Below are 17,046 nucleotides of genomic sequence, written 5' to 3'. Positions count from 1 at the left end.
CAGGCAATGAAACTGTTCAGCTCGATTCTGATTGCCTTGCTTTGCTTTGCAGTGCTTCCTGCCCATGCCGAGCGGTTGAAGGACATCGCCACCATTCAAGGCGTACGTAGCAACCAGCTGATCGGTTACGGTCTTGTGGTTGGTTTGAACGGCAGCGGCGACCAGACGACCCAAACGCCTTTCACGGTGCAGACCTTCAATAACATGATGGCGCAGTTTGGTATCAAGGTGCCCGCGGGCGGCAACGTTCAGCTGAAAAACGTGGCGGCTGTGTCGATACACGCCGAGCTTCCGCCGTTCGCCAAGCCGGGCCAGACGATCGATATCACCGTTTCGTCGATCGGTAACGCCAAAAGCCTGCGCGGCGGCAGTCTGTTGATGGCACCGCTTAAAGGGATTGACGGAAACGTCTACGCCATTGCCCAGGGCAACCTGGTGGTTGGTGGTTTCGATGCGGGCGGCGCGGATGGTTCGCGGATCACCGTCAACATCCCGTCGGCCGGTCGGATCCCTGGAGGGGCGACGGTGGAGCGGCCAGTGCCGAGCGCATTCAACCAGGGTACGACCCTGACGATGAATCTCAATCGCCCCGACTTCACTACCGCCAAGAACGTTGTCGATCATATCAATGAGCTGCTCGGCCCAGGCGTGGCTCAGGCACTCGATGGTGGCTCGATCAGCATCACGGCACCGCTGGATCCAAGCCAACGTGTGGATTACCTGTCCATCCTGGAAAATCTGGAAGTGGACGTGGGCCAGGCGGTCGCAAAGGTCATCATCAATTCGCGCACCGGCACCATCGTGATCGGTCAGAACGTCCGAGTTCAACCTGCAGCTGTTACTCACGGCAGCCTGACTGTGACCATTTCGGAAGATCCGCAGGTGAGCCAACCGAACCCGCTTTCGGACGGCCAGACAGTCGTCGTCCCTAACTCCAAAGTGAAGGCTGAGCAGGAGGCCAAACCGATGTTCAAGTTCGGCCCTGGCACCACGCTCGATGAAATCGTCCGCGCCGTGAATCAGGTAGGTGCTGCCCCCAGCGACCTGATGGCGATCCTCGAAGCGCTCAAGCAAGCCGGTGCGCTGCAAGCCGACCTGATCGTTATCTGAGGAACGGGACATGGAAAATCGTCTGGGACTGGGTCGTCGTACCCCTGATAGCGGTAGTTACTCCGACCTCAACCGGCTGAACCAGCTCAAGGTTGGCAAGGACCGCGACGGCGCCGAGAACGTGCGCAAGGTCGCTCAGGAGTTCGAGTCCTTGTTCATGAACGAGATGCTGAAGTCGATGCGTTCGGCCACCGAGGTCATGGCGAAGGACAATCCGTTCAACAGCCAGGCCAGCAAGCAGTACCAAGATATGCATGACCAGCAGCTCTCAGTCACGCTGTCCAAGGAAGGCGGTGGCATAGGGCTGGCCGATGTACTGATTCGCCAGTTGAGCAAGGATCAGAAACCTGTCGAGAAGCCTAATCCGTTCGCACAGGTTGCGCAGACTGAAGGTGCCAAATGGTCGAGCAACCCTAACGCCAACACGACGCTCGCTAAGGTTGACCCTGCCCGTAACGATACCCAGATGCTCAACCAGCGTCGTCTGGCCCTGCCGGGCCGTCTGGCCGAGCGGGCGCAGGCGGATGTCGCTGCCGCGATTCCCCAGGCCGAGCAAGCAAACCAAGCGGGAGTGACTCAGCCGTTGGTCAATCTTGACTGGAAGCCAGCCACCGCTTTCGCTGCGCCCAAAGAAGCAGCTTTGACCATCAATGGCGTCGAAGCGAGCGCCCCAAGCGCCCCAAGCAAGACGCGCTTCAGCTCTCCGGCTGAATTCATTGCGACCATGTTGCCCATGGCAGAAAAAGCAGCCAAGCGTCTCGGCGTAGAACCGCGTTTCCTCGTGGCCCAGGCTGCGCTCGAGACAGGTTGGGGCAAGTCAATGATCAAGCAGAAAGACGGTAGCAACAGCCACAACCTGTTTGGTATTAAGGCTAATGGCTGGAGCGGGGAGTCGGCGAAAGTCACCACGACCGAATACGTAAACGGCAAAGCGACCAAGCAGGTAGCCGGGTTCCGGGCTTACGACTCGTTCGAGCAGAGCTTTAACGATTACGTCCGGCTGTTGGAGAACAACGAGCGCTATAAGCCCGCGATCCAGGTCGCCAGCGTCTCTGGTGATTCCGAGCGTTTCGTCAACGAATTGCAGCGGGCCGGTTACGCAACCGATCCGCAGTACGCGAACAAGATCAACCAGATCGCTCGTAAAGTGCAGACCTATCAGACAATTGCCGACGCCAGCACGTCGCCCGCGATGCGGACTAGGGGTTAAACATGGCTGACTTACTGAATATTGGCCTGTCTGGCCTGAGTGCCAGCAAGAGCCAGTTGTCCATTACCGGCCACAACATCAGCAACGTCAACACACCGGGCTTCAGCCGGCAGGATGCCTCGCAAGCGACCCGCACGCCGCAATTCAGTGGTGCTGGATACGTCGGTTCAGGTACGACGCTGGTCGAGATCCGCCGTAGCTACAGCGAATTCCTCACCAGTCAGCTGCGCAGCAGCACGTCGCTCAGCAGTGACGTTGAAGCCTACGAAAGCCAGATTGACCAGCTTGATTCATTGCTAGCCGGCAGCACGACAGGTATCACCCCATCGTTGCAGAAGTTCTTTTCAGCGCTGCAAACGGCGGCGGAAGACCCCGCCAATATTCCAGCACGCCAGTTGGTCCTTGCTGAAGCCGAAGGCCTGGCGCGCCGCTTCAATACGGTTTCGAATCGCTTGACCGAGCAAAACAACTTTACCAACAAGCAGATGGCGGCGGTGACCGACCAAGTCAATCGGCTCGCTGGCAGTATTGGCAGCTTGAACGACGCCATCGCGACCGCTTCGGCCAATGGTAAACAGCCCAATGATTTGCTCGACGCGCGCGACGAGGCCGTGCGGCAATTGTCGACGTATATCGGCATCAGCGTGACGCCCCAGGATGACAACAGCTTCAATATTTCGGTTGGCAGTGGTCAGCCTTTGGTTGTCGGGAAGACGGTGAGTCAGCTCAAGGTGGTTCCGGGGCTCAGCGATCCCAACCGTCATGAGATCCGATTTGTCAGCGGTGGCTCGGAGCAGGGCATTACCTCGCAGATCACCGGCGGTGAGTTGGGCGGGTTGATTCGCTATCGCGAGGAAGTACTGGATTCGACGATGAATTCGTTGGGACGGCTGGCGCTGGTCGTGAGTGATCAGGTCAATACCCAGTTGGGACAAGGGTTGGATCTAAAGGGGCAGGTGGGTGTTGATCTGTTCAAAGATATCAATTCGTCTGATCTAGTCGGCAGGCGCACGTACCCAACAGGGTTGGACGTACGAATCGAAACCCCATCAAGTCTGACGACCAGCGATTATCAGATTGAGTTCGTTTCAGGGTCTACGGAACAGTTTCGCGTGCGTCCCGTAGGCGGCGCTTGGCTGCAAACAAGCGGTGTGCCGACGGTCTTTGATGTCAGTAACGGTGAAATAGCGGGCCTGGGATTTAGTGTCGGACCGGCTAGTGTGGCCGGCGCAACCTACACGGCAATGCCGACGCGCCGGGGCGCGACCGATATCGCCGTTGATTTGGATCAGGCGGACCAGTTGGCCTTCGCGTCGATTGTGCGCGGTGAGTCGAGCCTGCAGAACCGGGGCACTGGCAATATCAGTCAACCGCGACTCCTATCGGGGCCGTCGCCGATTGATGTACCCGGTTTGAAAAGTGCGTTCGCCGCACTTCCCGCCTTTGAAGCCACGGCGGCAAACGGAACTTATACTTTTAGTTCGTCTAGCACCTTGCCGCCCGAGTGGCAGCTGATCGATAGCAATGGCAATCCGCTCTCCAGCTTAGCGCCCGGCACTACCAATACTGTACGGCTGGCGTATACACCACCCCTAATCCCTCCATCGACTAGCTCTGATCCTTACCTATTCGAGTTTTCCCTAAGTGGTCGTCCGCAGTCGGGGGATGCGTTCAGCTTAGGCTTCAATACAAACGGAGTATCGGATAACCGGAACGCGCTAGCGCTGGTCAATTTACAGACCAAACAGACGGTCGGGGTTGATAGTGCGATTGTAGGATCCGGCTTCAGCTTCACAGATGGTTATGGCGAACTGGTTGAGCGAGTCGGCACCCTGACGGCTCAGGCCCGTATGGACAGCGAAGCGACCGGCGCGATTCTCAAGCAGGCCACGGATAATCGCGATTCGCTGTCGGCTGTAAACCTCGATGAGGAGGCCGCGAACTTGATTAAGTTCGAGCAGTACTACAACGCTTCGGCTCAGATCATTCAAGTTGCCCGCTCCATGTTCGATACATTGATCAGTACCTTCAGGTAACAGGCCCGCCCATGCGCATCTCGACCTTGCAAGCATTCAATAACGGCGTAGCCGGCATTCAACGGAACTACTCCAATGCAACCCGCACACAGGAACAGATCAGCACGGGTAACCGAATCCTGACGCCGGCAGACGATCCGGTCGCGTCGGTGCGTCTGTTGCAGCTTGAGCAGCAGCAGAATGTGCTGAGCCAGTACAACTCCAACCTCACTGCGGCAAAGAACAGCCTGACCCAGGAAGAGGTGACGCTGAATTCGGTTAATACCGTGCTGCAGCGTGTTCGTGAGCTGGCTGTACAGGCTGGCAACGGTGCGCTGGATCCTCAGGATCGAAAGTCGATCTCGGCGGAGCTGGGCGAGAGGGAGGACGAGCTGCTCTCGCTGATGAATACCCGAAACGCGCGTGGTGAGTACCTGTTTTCCGGATTTCAGGGCAAGACGCAACCGTTCGTTCGCGCTGGCGATGGCAGCTACAGCTACCAGGGCGACGAAGGGCAGCGGAAATTGCAGATCGCAAGCTCTCTGGGAATACCGATCAGCGATAACGGAAAGTCTATTTTTCAGAACGTAACAGATGCGGGGCGCTTGGAAAAACAGCCAGCCGCATCGTTTCCGCCTGGTTCAACTCTCGCCGTTTCAGCTCCACTCGTTAGTGACGAGATTGCTTTTTCCGGAGCCAATGGTTTTCCTGCCAATGGAGTTCAACTCCAGTTCAACGCGGACGGCAGCTACGATATTTACGAGCTGGACAATAGCGGCTTGCCTGCAGCGGCCCCGCTTACGGACGGAACTGGCTTAAGAATGGATAGTAACTCTAGCAAGAGCGATTCGTTGGTGTTTCGCGGCATGACGTTGCAACTCGACGGAGCGGCTATAGGCGGGGAAGCGGTAAACATCACTCCGAAGCTATCTGGCCCCAGTGCAACACAGCAGAAGCAGGGCATCCTCGATACCATTGCTAACCTCCGCTCATCTCTGGAAAACCCGTCAACTGGCAATGCCGGCGTTCGCGACGCCGTAGCAGTAGCCCTAACCAACCTTGACCACGGCATGGTCAGTGTTGACCAGGCGCGCGGAAACATCGGGGCTCGACTCAATGTAATCGAAACAACACAAACTGATAACGAAGATGTTGCGCTGGTCAACAAAGGTGTGCAGGCCGAGCTGCGTGAGCTCGACTACGCTGAAGCGCTGTCTCGGCTATCGATGCAGACGGTGGTGCTTGAAGCAGCCCAGCAGAGTTATGTGAAGATCGCGGGATTGAGTCTGTTCAACGTGATGCGTTGAGTCGCCCGGAGGGCACGGTTCACAGAATAAGCAGCCCGATTTGACTTGCTATTGGTGCGACTTAGAGTGTCATTGCGGCGCATGGAGTACCGCGTCGCTAATCCGACACTCATAAGGACATGAACAATGCTTAAGTCATTTATATCCGCTTCAATATTCGCACTGCTCGCTGGCGTCTCGCTCAGCAGTTTCGCTGGCCCGACCAAGTCTGCTGACCCAGTAGTGGTTGCAACGGCCCAGCAAGCTGCGCCGATCAACATCAATTCGGCCGACGCCGAAACCCTGACCCGCGAACTCAAGGGTATTGGCGCAACAAAGGCCAAGGCGATCGTTGCTTATCGCGAAGCGCATGGCCCATTCACCGCCGTCGATGAGCTCCTCGAAGTTAAAGGAATCGGTGCGGCCACTTTAGAAAAAAATCGAACCAAACTGGGCGTTAACTGACCAGCCTATTTTTGAATAAACGAAGCCGGTCATTCGACCGGCTTTTTTATGCCTGTAACGGTGCTGCGCAGACCCGCTCTCAAATCGGGCCGGTTCTGCTGCGTTGGCTATCCCGGTCCGGTAGGTAGGAACGCGGGCCTACGCGCGCTGTCCTTGTTAGAACGCTCAGCTAACTTTGTCTACCGCCTTTGAGGCCGAATTAGCCTTAAAAAGGCGTTGACATGTTACGGTTATTCACATTGATACCGTCTTGTCTGGGAAGACACCTGTACGCGGCGCAGCAGATCGCTGGGGTTTGCTAACTTACTGATTGTAAAGATTTATTTGCGCTGAGTAAAAAGCTGCCGATCTGTTTAGAGGCCACGTCACGCGGGCGTTCCAGCCAGTCATCCAGCCGCTGTTCACAAGCTTATCCACAGGTTCTGTGGATATTTTCAGAGAACGAGCAAAGCAGCTCTAGTCGGAGGTATCTGATGAAAACACCTTGGAATCTCTTTAAATACCTACCGATGGCGCAACGTGTGCTCGCTCGGGGCCGGTTGCCCATCGTGCTACTTGCGGTCGCGCGCAAACGCTCGGCTCAGGGTGGGTTGATGAAAGGTCTGCGTGAAGATCTTGGTTTGCTGCAGCAACTGTGTGTGGCGTGGTGGCGAGGCGAATATCGGCAGGTCAGCAGACCAGCGCTGGTGGCTGCGGTAGCTGGTTTGTTGTATTTCCTGTCCCCCTTGGACGCTATCCCCGACTGGATTCCAGGTCTTGGCTTCGTTGATGATCTGGCAGTACTGGGTTGGATAATCCGCAAGTGGTCTGGCGAGTTGCAGGCGTTTCGGACCTGGAGAGACAGCCAGTCAGCGGATGTTCGAGCAAGTATCGACCGGTTACCCTCCTTGGACGAACCAATGGATAGTGACGTCAGCAACGGGCGGAATGTCGGGCGCTAAAAAAGACCCTGGATTAGTTCTTTCGAATGGCTCGTGCAGCCCCTTTCCTCATTCTTTGGTGCGACCGGCTGGTGTCGAAAAAATAGCCGCGCGGACTGGTAAGATCCCGACTTTCCAATTTGAGACTACGGTCGGGGTAGCGGATGAGTGTTCAGGTCATCATGCGGGACGGTAAGCCAGAGTATGCCGTGCTGCCGTGGGAGGAGTATCAGGCTCTGCTGACGAACGGGCGTGACGTAAGCGCCGCAAAGCCAGTGGAGGCAAGTGATACTGCTCTAGGCGCATTGCCAACTTTCGGAACGTTGCCGATGTTGCGGGAGGCTAAGGGGTTGAGCCAAGAAGCGCTGGCGCGCTCGGTGGGTATCAGCCCTGCTTATCTCGCCCTCATCGAAAGCGGTGAACGCGATCCCGATAATGCGATACGTCGCGCACTCGCCCGCGCATTGGAGATCGAAGGATGGCAGCAGGAGGCGTGACAGGCACCGCAGCGTCAATTCGCATCAGCCGTCCACATTGGCAGGCATTGTTGGACGAGTTGGCTGAGGTGCGGCGACAGCGCCATCTGGTCACTTACCGGGCGTTGGTCGAACGGCTCCAGTTACCAGCGCCTGCCATGCAAACCTTGACAGCCGCGCTGGAACATCTGGCTGCGCTGGATGCCCGTGCGGATCGGCCGCTACGTAGTGCGTTGGTGGTGAGCCAAGGGGCAAGTCGTCTGCCAAGAACCGGTTTTTTCGAATGTGCTACTCGCCTCGGGCGCTTTTCTGGTCCGGCAGACGGTTCTGCGGCCGCATCCTGGCACGCAGGTGAGGTTGCGCGAGTGTTCGAGTTTGATTATCCAGGGATTCCGTAATGCTGAATAACATCCGTGCGCGAGTCGGTTATCTGTTTGCTCGCAAATTGATGAGCTCACGTTGGGCCGTTCAGCAACCGAAACTGTGGCGCTGGATGGAGGGCCAATTTTCGCGCATGGCTGCGATTGGCGATTCGAAGGCGCAAAGCTTTTATGGCCATATCCTGCTGTTTCGAGGACAGGGATTTGGTGCTAGGCAAGAGGGTATACGTCTGCTGCGTCTGGCTGCCGAAAAGGGCGACGCCAAGGCCGCTTACCAGATGGGTGTCATCAGCCTGGGCGAAGACGCTACTCACGGCCCAGACGGCGCCAAGGCCGCGCATTGGTGGAAGCTTGCCGTCGAGGCAGGGCACCCCTTAGCGGCGGCCAGGTTGGCTCAGCTGTACATGGCGGGCGGCCATGGCCTCGCACGAGACGTGCAGCAGGCGGAGCATTACAAGGCCAGTGCAGCCAGACTCGGACTTTGATTACTTGTGACTGAGATAAAGCGTCCGCGTTTGCAGGCTCAACCCCAGTACCTTTTGGCTTAGTGCCTGGTGTCGGATGTAGTCTGCCGATTGGCGTGACGCGGACATTTCTTACCATGGCTGGCGTCCGTACAATGCAGCGCTTTCTCGGTTGGGTCGTTTCTAATGCAGATCGCCTTGGCGCCTATGGAAGGGCTCGTTGATGACATTCTCCGCGACGTTCTCACCCGTGTTGGCGCTGTTGACTGGTGCGTGACCGAATTCATCCGTGTGTCGGATCGTCTGTTACCGGCATCTAGTTTTCTTAAGCTTGCTTCCGAGCTTGAACACGGCGCTGCAACCGGCGCAGGTACGCCGTTGCGTGTGCAGTTGCTGGGCTCGGATCCGCTCTGCCTGGCTGACAACGCGGCGTTCGCGTGTAGCCTCGGCGCCCCTGCAATCGATCTAAATTTCGGCTGCCCAGCCAAAACGGTCAATAAATCCCGCGGTGGCGCCGTTCTGCTCAGGGAGCCGGATCTGCTTCATTCCATCCTTCACGAAGTACGTAAGGCGGTTCCGGCGCATATACCGGTTACCGCGAAGATGCGTTTGGGTTTTGACCACAAGGACGGCGCGCTCGACTGTGCCCGTGCGCTGGTTGATGGCGGTGCTGCGCAACTGGTTGTGCATGCGCGGACCAAGGTCGAGGGATATAAGCCTCCAGCGCATTGGGAGTGGGTGGCTAAGGTTAGGGACGTCGTCAATGTGCCGGTGTTTGCCAATGGCGATATTTGGTCGGTCGAGGACTGGCGACGTTGCCGTGAGGTCAGCGGAGTTGAGGACATCATGCTAGGCCGCGGACTGGTTTGTCGGCCGGATCTGGCTCGGCAGATCGCGGCGGCAAAGGCCGGTGCGCTGCTCGAGCCGCTGAGTTGGGAAGATCTGCAACCGCTTTTGGCCGATTTCTGGATGCAGGCGCGACGCAAGATGTCTCCGCGCTATGCGCCAGGTCGTTTCAAACAATGGTTATCCCTGCTTACCCGTAACTATCCGCAAGCCGTTACGCTGTTCGCTCAGGTTCGGCGGGAAAACGATTGCGATCGGCTCGACGCACTGCTGGGTCTAGGCGTAAACGCGCAGGGTTTTAAGGCGGCTGTTTAGCGTCCTCCGCTCACATCAAGAAAAGCGCCGCTGGTGTAGCTGGCCTTGTCGCTGGCCAACCAGAGGATCGCTTCAGCGACCTCTTTCGCTTCACCACCCCGGCCCATGGGTACGCTGCTCCTTACGCGCTCGATGCGATCAGGCTCGCCACCGCTGGCGTGAATTTCTGTATGGATCACGCCGGGCCGTACGGCATTGACCCGGACGCCCTCTGCAGCGACTTCCTTGGCCAGCCCGAGGGTCATGCTATCTATCGCGCCCTTGGCGGCCGCGTAGTCGATGTACTCGTTGGGCGCGCCGAGTTTGGCTGCAATTGAGGAGACGTTGACGATGGCACCGCCGGTACCACCGTTGCGAGTGGACATGCGCTTGACCGCCTCGCGGGCGCAGAGAAAGCTACCGAATACATTTACCGCGAATACGCGTTCCAGGCGTGCTTTGTCCATGTCTTCCAGGCGCGTCTGGCGTTCGAGCATGCCGGCGTTATTGACTAGTACGTCGAGCCTGCCGAATTCGGCATCAAGCGCTTCGAACAAGCGTATGACTTGCGACTCCTCCGCTACGTCCGCCTCGACCGCAATTGCGCGCGCGCCCCGGCTGTGCAGCTCGTTCAATAGCTTGTCGGCTGCGTCCTGGCGCGATCGAAAGTTCAAGCACAACGCGTAGCCTTCAGCCGCTGCGAGCCTGGCTGTGGCAGCGCCGATGCCACGGCTGGCCCCCGTTATCAACATCACTTTCGACATAAAAAATCCTCGACGACCGGGCTTGAAAACAGGCGAGCAGTTCCTATTTTGGGCATCACAGGATGCCGAATTCGGGTCCTGTATGAACCACTCGCTGAATATCAGGAGACAGCAAAATGACTAGTTTTTCGATGGCCCCACTGTTTCGTCAGTCCATTGGTTTCGATCGCTTCAACGATCTGTTCGAGTCCGCGCTGCGCAATGATGCAAACGGCTCGTTCCCGCCCTACAACGTGGAAAAGCACGGCGATGATCAGTACCGCATCATCGTAGCCGCCGCTGGGTTCCATGAGTCCGACCTGGATTTGCAGGTCGAGCGAGGCGTGCTGACTGTGAGCGGTGGCAAGCGTGAGAACAGTGGCGAAAACGTTACCTACCTGCACCAGGGTATCGCCCAGCGTGCTTTCAAGCTCTCGTTCCGCCTCGCCGACCATATTGAAGTGAAGAGCGCAGAGCTGAGAAATGGGCTTCTCAGCATCGAGCTCGAGCGTGTCGTGCCAGAGGAGGCCAAGCCCAAGCGCATCCCAATTAACGGTGAGCGTTTGGCGTTGGAGGGCTGAGCGAGCCGCCAGCGCGTAACTTGAACAGTAACCCCGCCTGCGCATTTCGCACGGCGGGGTTTTCTTTTTCTGGCAACGCCGTTCAGCTGAGCGAATAGGTTTTAAGCAGTGCTCCGAAATCTGCCGGCGGGATAGGGCGGCTGAAGAGATATCCCTGATACAGGTAGCAGCCTTGCGCTTGGAGCAGGTCAAGCTGCGCCTGTTGTTCGACCCCTTCGGCAATCACTTCCAGCCTTAGACTTCGCGCCATTGCGACAATGGCGCGAATGATCTCGGCGTCGTTTGGATCATCCAGTGCATCGCGAACGAAGGACTGATCGATCTTAAGGACATCGACTGGTAGCCGCTTCAGGTAGGTGAGGGAAGAATAACCAGTGCCGAAATCGTCCATGGCGAAGCTCACGCCCTGTCGGCAGAGGCGGCGCATCTTGGCGATGGTGTCGTCCAGGTTCTGGATAACGATGCCTTCAGTGATTTCCAGTTTGATCATTGTGTGCGGAAGGCTGACGGCTTTGAGCGCTTCGAGAACCCGTTCGACGAAATCGCTCTGGCGGAACTGCCGTGGACTGATGTTGACGCAGAGGCTGAAGCTGTCCGAATCAACGATGCCGTTGGCCAACAGCGATGCGGCGATGCGACAGGCCTCCCTGATGACCCAATTGCCCACTTCGACAATCAGGCCGCTTTCTTCGAGCACGTCGATGAATTGGGCAGGGGAACGCACGCCATCCACCGGGTGATGCCAGCGCAACAGGACCTCGGCGCCGATCACCCTGGCGGAGCGCGCGTCGACCTGTGGTTGAAGGTACAACTCGAATTCGTTGCGCTGTAGGGCAAGACGCAGTTCGCTCTCAAGCTGGAGGCGTGCACTGGCGGCTTGTTGCATTGTGGTGCGGAACAGCTGAATCGCATTGCGTCCGGCGTCCTTTGCCCGATATAGCGCAATGTCGGCGCGCTTCAGCAGGTCGGCAGGCGTCTCGCCGTGATCAGGCATCAAGGCGATACCGATACTGGGCGTTACCTGCAGCCTGTTGCCTTCGAACACCATAGGCTCGGCGAGGAGGGTGCGAAGTTTTTCGGCGACCTGGCGGACATGGCGGGTCACCTCCGAGCGCTTGCCCGTCAAACCGGTGAGTAGCACAACGAATTCGTCGCCACCCAGACGGGCTACGGTGTCCTCCTGTCGGATGCTGGCCTCGAGGCGGGCAGTGATCATTTTCAATACCGCGTCACCGACAGGATGTCCAAGCGAGTCGTTGATGTGTTTGAAGTGGTCGAGGTCGAGAAACAGTAGGGCGCCACGCAGCTTGTGGCGTTTATGCAACGCCGTCTGCTGAGTCAGGCGATCCATCAACAGCGTTCGGTTAGGCAGGTTCGTCAACGGGTCGTGATAGGCCAAGTGGTGAATTTGCGCGTGGGCGGCCTTGAGTTGGCTGATGTCCCGTGCGGATAACAGCAGACAATCTGTGTTGTTCAGCACGATGGGCTCTACCGACACTTCAATGTGCTTTAAACGACCGTGACGATCCTGGCCGACCATCTCCCAGTTCGTCACCCGGCCGTCACGTTCGAGCCGTTCGAGAATCTCCTGGCGCTGCGTGCTGGGCCAGACGCCCAATTCATAAGAGGTTCTGCCGATGGCTTCTTCGGGACTGTAGCCTGAGAGGCGTTGGAAACCTTCGTTAACCTCGATGAATCGTCCCGTGCCGCGCTCGCTGATGATGATGGCGTCAGGGCTCGAATGAAAAGCCTTGGCGAATTTAACCTCGCTGGCCTTCAGCGCCGCCTCAGCCTGTTGTCGTTTGGTAATGTCACGAAAAGTGGTAACGATGCACAGGCGGCGGTCGACGCGGATGAACCGGCTGGAAACCACGCAAGTGACGATCTGTCCTGTCCTGGTGCGAAACTGTGCCTCGGCGTTCTCTAGACGTTGATCACGCATCAGTTGCTCGAACAGCGATTTTCGCTGGCGTTCGTCCTGCCAGATGCCGATTTCCGGAGCAGATCGCCCGACGATATCGGTGCTCTCCCAGCCGAACACAACGCTAAAGCTCGGGTTGATCTCCATGAAAACCCCGTCGCGGATGCGGGACAGAGAGATCGGGTCTGGACTGCCTTGAAACAAAGCTGAGAACTTCGCTTCCGACGCCGCCAGGTGCTGTGCACGTAGGACCCGTTCGGTGGCGTCGATGATAATTCCGGCCATGCGCAAGGGCGCGCCACGCTCGTCTCGGTAGAGCTTGGCGGTGCTTTCGAGGTGCCGAATCGTGCCGTCTGGATGGTTGGCCTGGTAGGTGGCCTGATAGGTTTGTCGACGCCCGGCGAGGAGGTCGCTGTATGCCGCTCGCATGGTCTTGCGGTCGTTCGCAGCGACGCTGCGGAAAAACTCACGAAACGATCCATCGAATGGGCCTTCTACCAGACCTTGCAGCTCGGAGGCCCTTGAAGAGGCGTAGAGCCGGTCGCTTGGAATGTGCCATTCCCAGTTGCCTAGCTCTGCGGAGGCGAGTGCCAGCTCAAGGCGTTCTTGGCTGTCTTCAAGCGCCTGCGCCTGAATGTGGCGGTCGGTGATGTCGCGGATGACGCCCACCAGCGTCGTCTCCCCATTCTCATTGACCTGTCGTTGCCCATCGATTTCAAGCCACCGCACACTGGCGTCTGGCCAGCAGACGCGATGGCGGAAGCTGAATCGTGATTCGGCGCCAGTGAGCATCGAACATATTGCGGTCTCGACGTGCGGCCGGTCTTCAGGTACGACGAGTTCGAGATACCGAGCTGGAGAAAGCTCTACGAGCGGCGCGCTCAGGCCGAACAGCTTCCCCGTGCCGAGGGACCAATGCATAGCGTCGCGTTGAACATCCCAGGACCACAGGCCGAGCCCTGCACCGTCAAGCATCGATAATAGGCGCGCAACGTCCTGCCATGGTTGTGGTGCGCCGCTTGGGGAGGAATCAGACGTGGCATCAGGCGGCAACATGAGCGGCCTCGAAGAGCTGGATCTGCGTAATGTTTTGACGGTAGGCGATGCTCATGGCTCTCTTGGATCTTGTTGTTGTCCCGCGAACTTATCCGTAGCTAGTGGCAAAGTGCAAGTGCGCTTAGTCGGCCTCCAGCAGTGACATGAAGGTCTTTGCCGCGTTGGACAGGGTGCGCTCGGTATGGGTGATGTAGCCGAGCTCCCTCGCCAGTTGAATGCCAGAGAGGGGCAATCGTACTACCTGATCATCAAGCATGGTGCGGGGCAACACACTCCAGGCGATCCCAATCGAGACCATCATCTTGATGGTCTCCATGTAATTGGTGCTCATCGTGATGTTAGGCGTCAGCCTCTCACGCTCGAACAGCCGGTGGGCGATGTGATGGGTGAACGTGTTGCCGCCTGGAAATACCGCGGGAAAGCCGGCGACGTCGGCCAGCGTTATGTCAGGCTTCTGGGCTAGCGGATGTTCGGGAGCGACGACGAAGTCCAGTGGATCGTCCCAGACCTTGACCGCGCGAATCGGCGATGCAGTCTGCGGCGCCAGCGTGATTACGGCCAGTTCGGCTCGACCGTGCAGAACTTCATCGTAAGCGACCTCCGAATCAAGGAAACGAATATCCAGATTCACCTTCGGATAGGCGCGTGTGAAGGCTCTCAGCAACGGTGGTAGACGATGGAGCCCGATGTGGTGACTGGTCGCCAGGCTCAGCTGTCCGCTGACGTCGCCGTTGAGGTTGGTCAGTGCACGACGGGTATCGTCCAGCACGTTGAGGATCTGATAAGCGCGAGGTAGCAGCGCGCGGCCAGCTTCAGTCAGTCCGATTTCCCGGCCAAGCCGATCAAATAGTCGCACGCTCAGTTGTGATTCCAGCGAAGCCAGGCGCTTGCTCACGGCCGGCTGAGTCAGATGCAGACGCTCAGCGGCGAGGGAGAAGCTGCCCATCTCGGCGATTGCTATAAAAGCGTTAAGGCTGGCGAGGTCCATGGCTGGCTCCGGTCATCGGTTTTGGACTGACGTCATTAGCATGAGGATAGGTGTCAGTATTCCGATAAGGAATGAGTAAGATGAAAAATATGAATTTGAGTAATCAATTGCAAGTCCCTAGCATGACCTCATAAGCAAAAGGGCTATTGCCCAACGCACTGATGAGGAAAAGTCCGATGGCTGGCAAAACGCTCTACGACAAGCTCTGGGAAATGCACGAGGTCAAGCGCCGCGATGATGGCTCGTCACTGATTTATATCGACCGTCATATCCTGCACGAAGTGACCTCACCGCAAGCGTTTGAAGGGCTTCGCCTGGCCGGGCGCAAGCCATGGCGCATCGATGCCAACATTGCCACCCCGGATCACAATGTGCCGACTACCAAGGGCGAGCGTCAGGGCGGCCTGGAAGCGATCGCCGATGAGGTTTCCCGTATCCAAGTGCAGACTTTGGACGAGAACTGCGACGACTTTGGCATTCTTGAATTTAAGATGAACGACGTTCGTCAGGGCATCGTTCATGTGATCGGCCCAGAGCAGGGCGCAACCCTGCCGGGGATGACAGTGGTCTGCGGGGACTCGCACACCTCTACGCATGGCGCTTTCGCTGCACTGGCCCATGGCATCGGCACTTCGGAAGTCGAGCATGTGCTCGCCACGCAGTGCCTGGTCGCTAAAAAAATGAAGAACATGCAGGTGCGCGTCGAGGGCAAGCTGCCCTTTGGCGTGACTGCCAAAGACATCGTTCTGGCCGTGATTGGCAAGATCGGCACGGCCGGTGGCAACGGTCATGCGCTGGAGTTCGCCGGCAGTGCCATCCGTGACCTTTCGATGGAAGGGCGCATGACCATCTGCAATATGTCCATCGAGGCCGGGGCGCGCGTGGGGATGGTGGCTGCAGACGAGAAAACCATCGCTTATGTGGACGGTCGGCCCTTTGCGCCCAAAGGCGCCGATTGGGCGCGGGCTGTCGAACTCTGGAAGACGCTGGTTTCCGACGAAGACGCCGTTTTTGACACGGTCGTGGAGTTGAATGCCGAAGACATTAAGCCACAGGTTAGCTGGGGTACTTCACCTGAAATGGTGCTGGCGGTTGACCAGAACGTGCCGGATCCGGCTGTTGAAGCTGACCCTGTCAAGCGTGACTCCATCACTCGCGCGCTGAAGTACATGGGGCTGCAAGCCAACCAACCGATTACTGACATTCAACTCGATCGCGTTTTCATCGGTTCTTGCACCAACTCCCGGATCGAAGACCTGCGCGCCGCAGCGGAAGTGGCGAAGGGTCGTAAGGTTGCCGCAACGGTCAAGCAAGCGATGGTGGTGCCGGGGTCCGGGCTGGTCAAGCGGCAGGCCGAGGCGGAGGGGCTGGACAAGATTTTCGTTGAGGCAGGCTTTGAATGGCGCGAGCCTGGCTGCTCCATGTGTCTGGCGATGAACCCGGACAAGCTGGGCAGCGGCGAGCACTGCGCGTCCACCTCCAACCGCAACTTCGAAGGTCGGCAGGGTGCCGGTGGCAGGACGCATCTGGTGAGCCCGGCAATGGCGGCCGCGGCTGCGGTGACCGGTCGTTTCGTAGACGTTCGTGAACTGATGCAGGCCTGAGGAGACCACCATGAGAGCATTTACCCAGCACACCGGTCTCGTCGCGCCGCTCGACCGCGCCAACGTCGACACCGATCAGATCATCCCCAAGCAGTTTCTCAAGTCGATCAAGCGTACCGGTTTCGGACCCAATCTGTTCGATGAGTGGCGCTATCTGGATGTCGGGCAGCCCAATCAGGATTGTTCGACTCGCCCCGTGAACCAGGATTTCGTGTTGAATTTTCCGCGTTATCAGGGGGCTAGCGTCCTGCTTGCGCGTGAGAACTTCGGTTGCGGTTCATCCCGTGAGCACGCGCCCTGGGCGCTGGAAGAATATGGCTTCCGGACGATCATCGCGCCGAGCTTTGCCGACATCTTCTACAACAACAGTTTCAAGAATGGCCTGCTGCCGATCGTCCTGAAGGAAGACGAGGTCGACGAACTGTTCGGACAGGCAGAGGCCAATGAGGGTTATCAGCTCACTGTAGACCTTGCTGCTCAGACGGTTACCCGTCCGGACGGTGTTCAGTACGGCTTCGAGGTCGATGCATTTCGCAAGCACTGCCTGCTTAACGGATTGGATGATATCGGCCTGACTCTGCAAGACGCTGAGGCCATCAAGACGTTTGAAACCCGTCATCAACAGAACCAGCCCTGGTTGTTTGGCGCTATTAAGTAAATAGAGAAGCGGCGAGCACAAGCAAGTTG

Annotated in this window: 16 protein-coding genes; 13 read left to right on the top strand and 3 right to left on the bottom strand. The window is 57.9% G+C overall.

From position 1 onward, the window contains the following. Window positions 1–6: 6 nt before the first annotated feature. The 10 genes from ACQKIK_RS11465 to ACQKIK_RS11420 all read left to right on the top strand — a co-directional run bounded on the left by ACQKIK_RS11465 (window position 7) and on the right by ACQKIK_RS11420 (window position 9,487). Complete coding sequence (locus ACQKIK_RS11465) at window positions 7–1,110, top strand: flagellar basal body P-ring protein FlgI (protein ID WP_499136033.1); 1,104 nt, start codon at window positions 7–9, stop codon at window positions 1,108–1,110. A 10-nt stretch (window positions 1,111–1,120) separates the two neighbouring features. Beyond that, window positions 1,121–2,320, top strand: a complete 1,200-nt coding sequence (flgJ, locus tag ACQKIK_RS11460; protein WP_046162211.1) for a flagellar assembly peptidoglycan hydrolase FlgJ — start codon at window positions 1,121–1,123, stop codon at window positions 2,318–2,320. A gap of 2 nt (window positions 2,321–2,322) precedes the next feature. Then, the gene (gene flgK / locus ACQKIK_RS11455; protein ID WP_499136032.1) at window positions 2,323–4,356 is read left to right on the top strand and encodes a flagellar hook-associated protein FlgK; all 2,034 of its coding nucleotides are present in this window, start codon (window positions 2,323–2,325) and stop codon (window positions 4,354–4,356) included. An 11-nt stretch (window positions 4,357–4,367) separates the two neighbouring features. Beyond that, window positions 4,368–5,642, top strand: coding sequence for a flagellar hook-associated protein FlgL (gene flgL, locus ACQKIK_RS11450; RefSeq protein WP_499136030.1), 1,275 nt, complete (start codon window positions 4,368–4,370; stop codon window positions 5,640–5,642). Window positions 5,643–5,768: 126 nt separating this feature from the next. Beyond that, the gene (locus tag ACQKIK_RS11445; protein ID WP_045426055.1) at window positions 5,769–6,086 is read left to right on the top strand and encodes a ComEA family DNA-binding protein; all 318 of its coding nucleotides are present in this window, start codon (window positions 5,769–5,771) and stop codon (window positions 6,084–6,086) included. A gap of 473 nt (window positions 6,087–6,559) precedes the next feature. After that, on the top strand, window positions 6,560–7,027 hold the full coding sequence (locus ACQKIK_RS11440; RefSeq protein ID WP_499136029.1) for a YkvA family protein: 468 nt from the start codon (window positions 6,560–6,562) through the stop codon (window positions 7,025–7,027). 143 nt (window positions 7,028–7,170) lie between these two features. Beyond that, window positions 7,171–7,503, top strand: coding sequence for a helix-turn-helix domain-containing protein (locus ACQKIK_RS11435; protein WP_499136027.1), 333 nt, complete (start codon window positions 7,171–7,173; stop codon window positions 7,501–7,503). Continuing rightward, window positions 7,485–7,880, top strand: a complete 396-nt coding sequence (locus tag ACQKIK_RS11430) for a hypothetical protein (protein ID WP_045426063.1) — start codon at window positions 7,485–7,487, stop codon at window positions 7,878–7,880. The genes ACQKIK_RS11435 and ACQKIK_RS11430 overlap by 19 nt, the downstream gene beginning before the upstream one ends. Beyond that, window positions 7,880–8,347, top strand: coding sequence for a tetratricopeptide repeat protein (locus ACQKIK_RS11425; protein ID WP_499136025.1), 468 nt, complete (start codon window positions 7,880–7,882; stop codon window positions 8,345–8,347). The genes ACQKIK_RS11430 and ACQKIK_RS11425 overlap by 1 nt, the downstream gene beginning before the upstream one ends. A gap of 165 nt (window positions 8,348–8,512) precedes the next feature. Next, window positions 8,513–9,487: a tRNA dihydrouridine synthase gene (locus ACQKIK_RS11420; RefSeq protein WP_499136023.1), complete on the top strand. Its 975-nt coding sequence runs from the start codon at window positions 8,513–8,515 to the stop codon at window positions 9,485–9,487. On the opposite strand, the gene ACQKIK_RS11415 is transcribed toward ACQKIK_RS11420, so the two are convergent. Next, complete coding sequence (locus ACQKIK_RS11415) at window positions 9,484–10,230, bottom strand: SDR family oxidoreductase (protein ID WP_499136022.1); 747 nt, start codon at window positions 10,228–10,230, stop codon at window positions 9,484–9,486. The two genes, ACQKIK_RS11420 and ACQKIK_RS11415, sit on opposite strands and share 4 nt — an antisense overlap. 116 nt (window positions 10,231–10,346) lie before the next feature. On the opposite strand from ACQKIK_RS11415, the gene ACQKIK_RS11410 reads away from it, so the two are divergent. Further along, window positions 10,347–10,790, top strand: coding sequence for an Hsp20 family protein (locus tag ACQKIK_RS11410; RefSeq protein ID WP_499136021.1), 444 nt, complete (start codon window positions 10,347–10,349; stop codon window positions 10,788–10,790). Window positions 10,791–10,872: 82 nt separating this feature from the next. On the opposite strand, the gene ACQKIK_RS11405 is transcribed toward ACQKIK_RS11410, so the two are convergent. Together ACQKIK_RS11405 and ACQKIK_RS11400 are read right to left on the bottom strand one after the other, a co-directional pair. Beyond that, on the bottom strand, window positions 10,873–13,767 hold the full coding sequence (locus tag ACQKIK_RS11405) for an EAL domain-containing protein (RefSeq protein WP_499136020.1): 2,895 nt from the start codon (window positions 13,765–13,767) through the stop codon (window positions 10,873–10,875). A gap of 121 nt (window positions 13,768–13,888) precedes the next feature. Further along, window positions 13,889–14,755: a LysR family transcriptional regulator gene (locus tag ACQKIK_RS11400; RefSeq protein ID WP_499136019.1), complete on the bottom strand. Its 867-nt coding sequence runs from the start codon at window positions 14,753–14,755 to the stop codon at window positions 13,889–13,891. 176 nt (window positions 14,756–14,931) lie between these two features. Here ACQKIK_RS11400 and leuC point away from each other — a divergent pair, with 176 nt between their 5' ends. Together leuC and leuD are read left to right on the top strand one after the other, a co-directional pair. Beyond that, window positions 14,932–16,359, top strand: coding sequence for a 3-isopropylmalate dehydratase large subunit (gene leuC / locus ACQKIK_RS11395; protein WP_463308448.1), 1,428 nt, complete (start codon window positions 14,932–14,934; stop codon window positions 16,357–16,359). 10 nt (window positions 16,360–16,369) lie between these two features. Beyond that, window positions 16,370–17,017 (top strand): 3-isopropylmalate dehydratase small subunit, encoded by a 648-nt coding sequence (leuD, locus tag ACQKIK_RS11390; RefSeq protein WP_241528636.1) that lies wholly within the window; start codon window positions 16,370–16,372, stop codon window positions 17,015–17,017. Window positions 17,018–17,046 lie beyond the last annotated feature (29 nt).

This window comes from Pseudomonas sp. NPDC047961, from assembly GCF_050272435.1.
Lineage (GTDB): Bacteria > Pseudomonadota > Gammaproteobacteria > Pseudomonadales > Pseudomonadaceae > Stutzerimonas.
The sequence above is the reverse complement of the archived record's forward strand: the minus strand, read 5'-3'. Positions and strand labels throughout refer to the sequence as shown.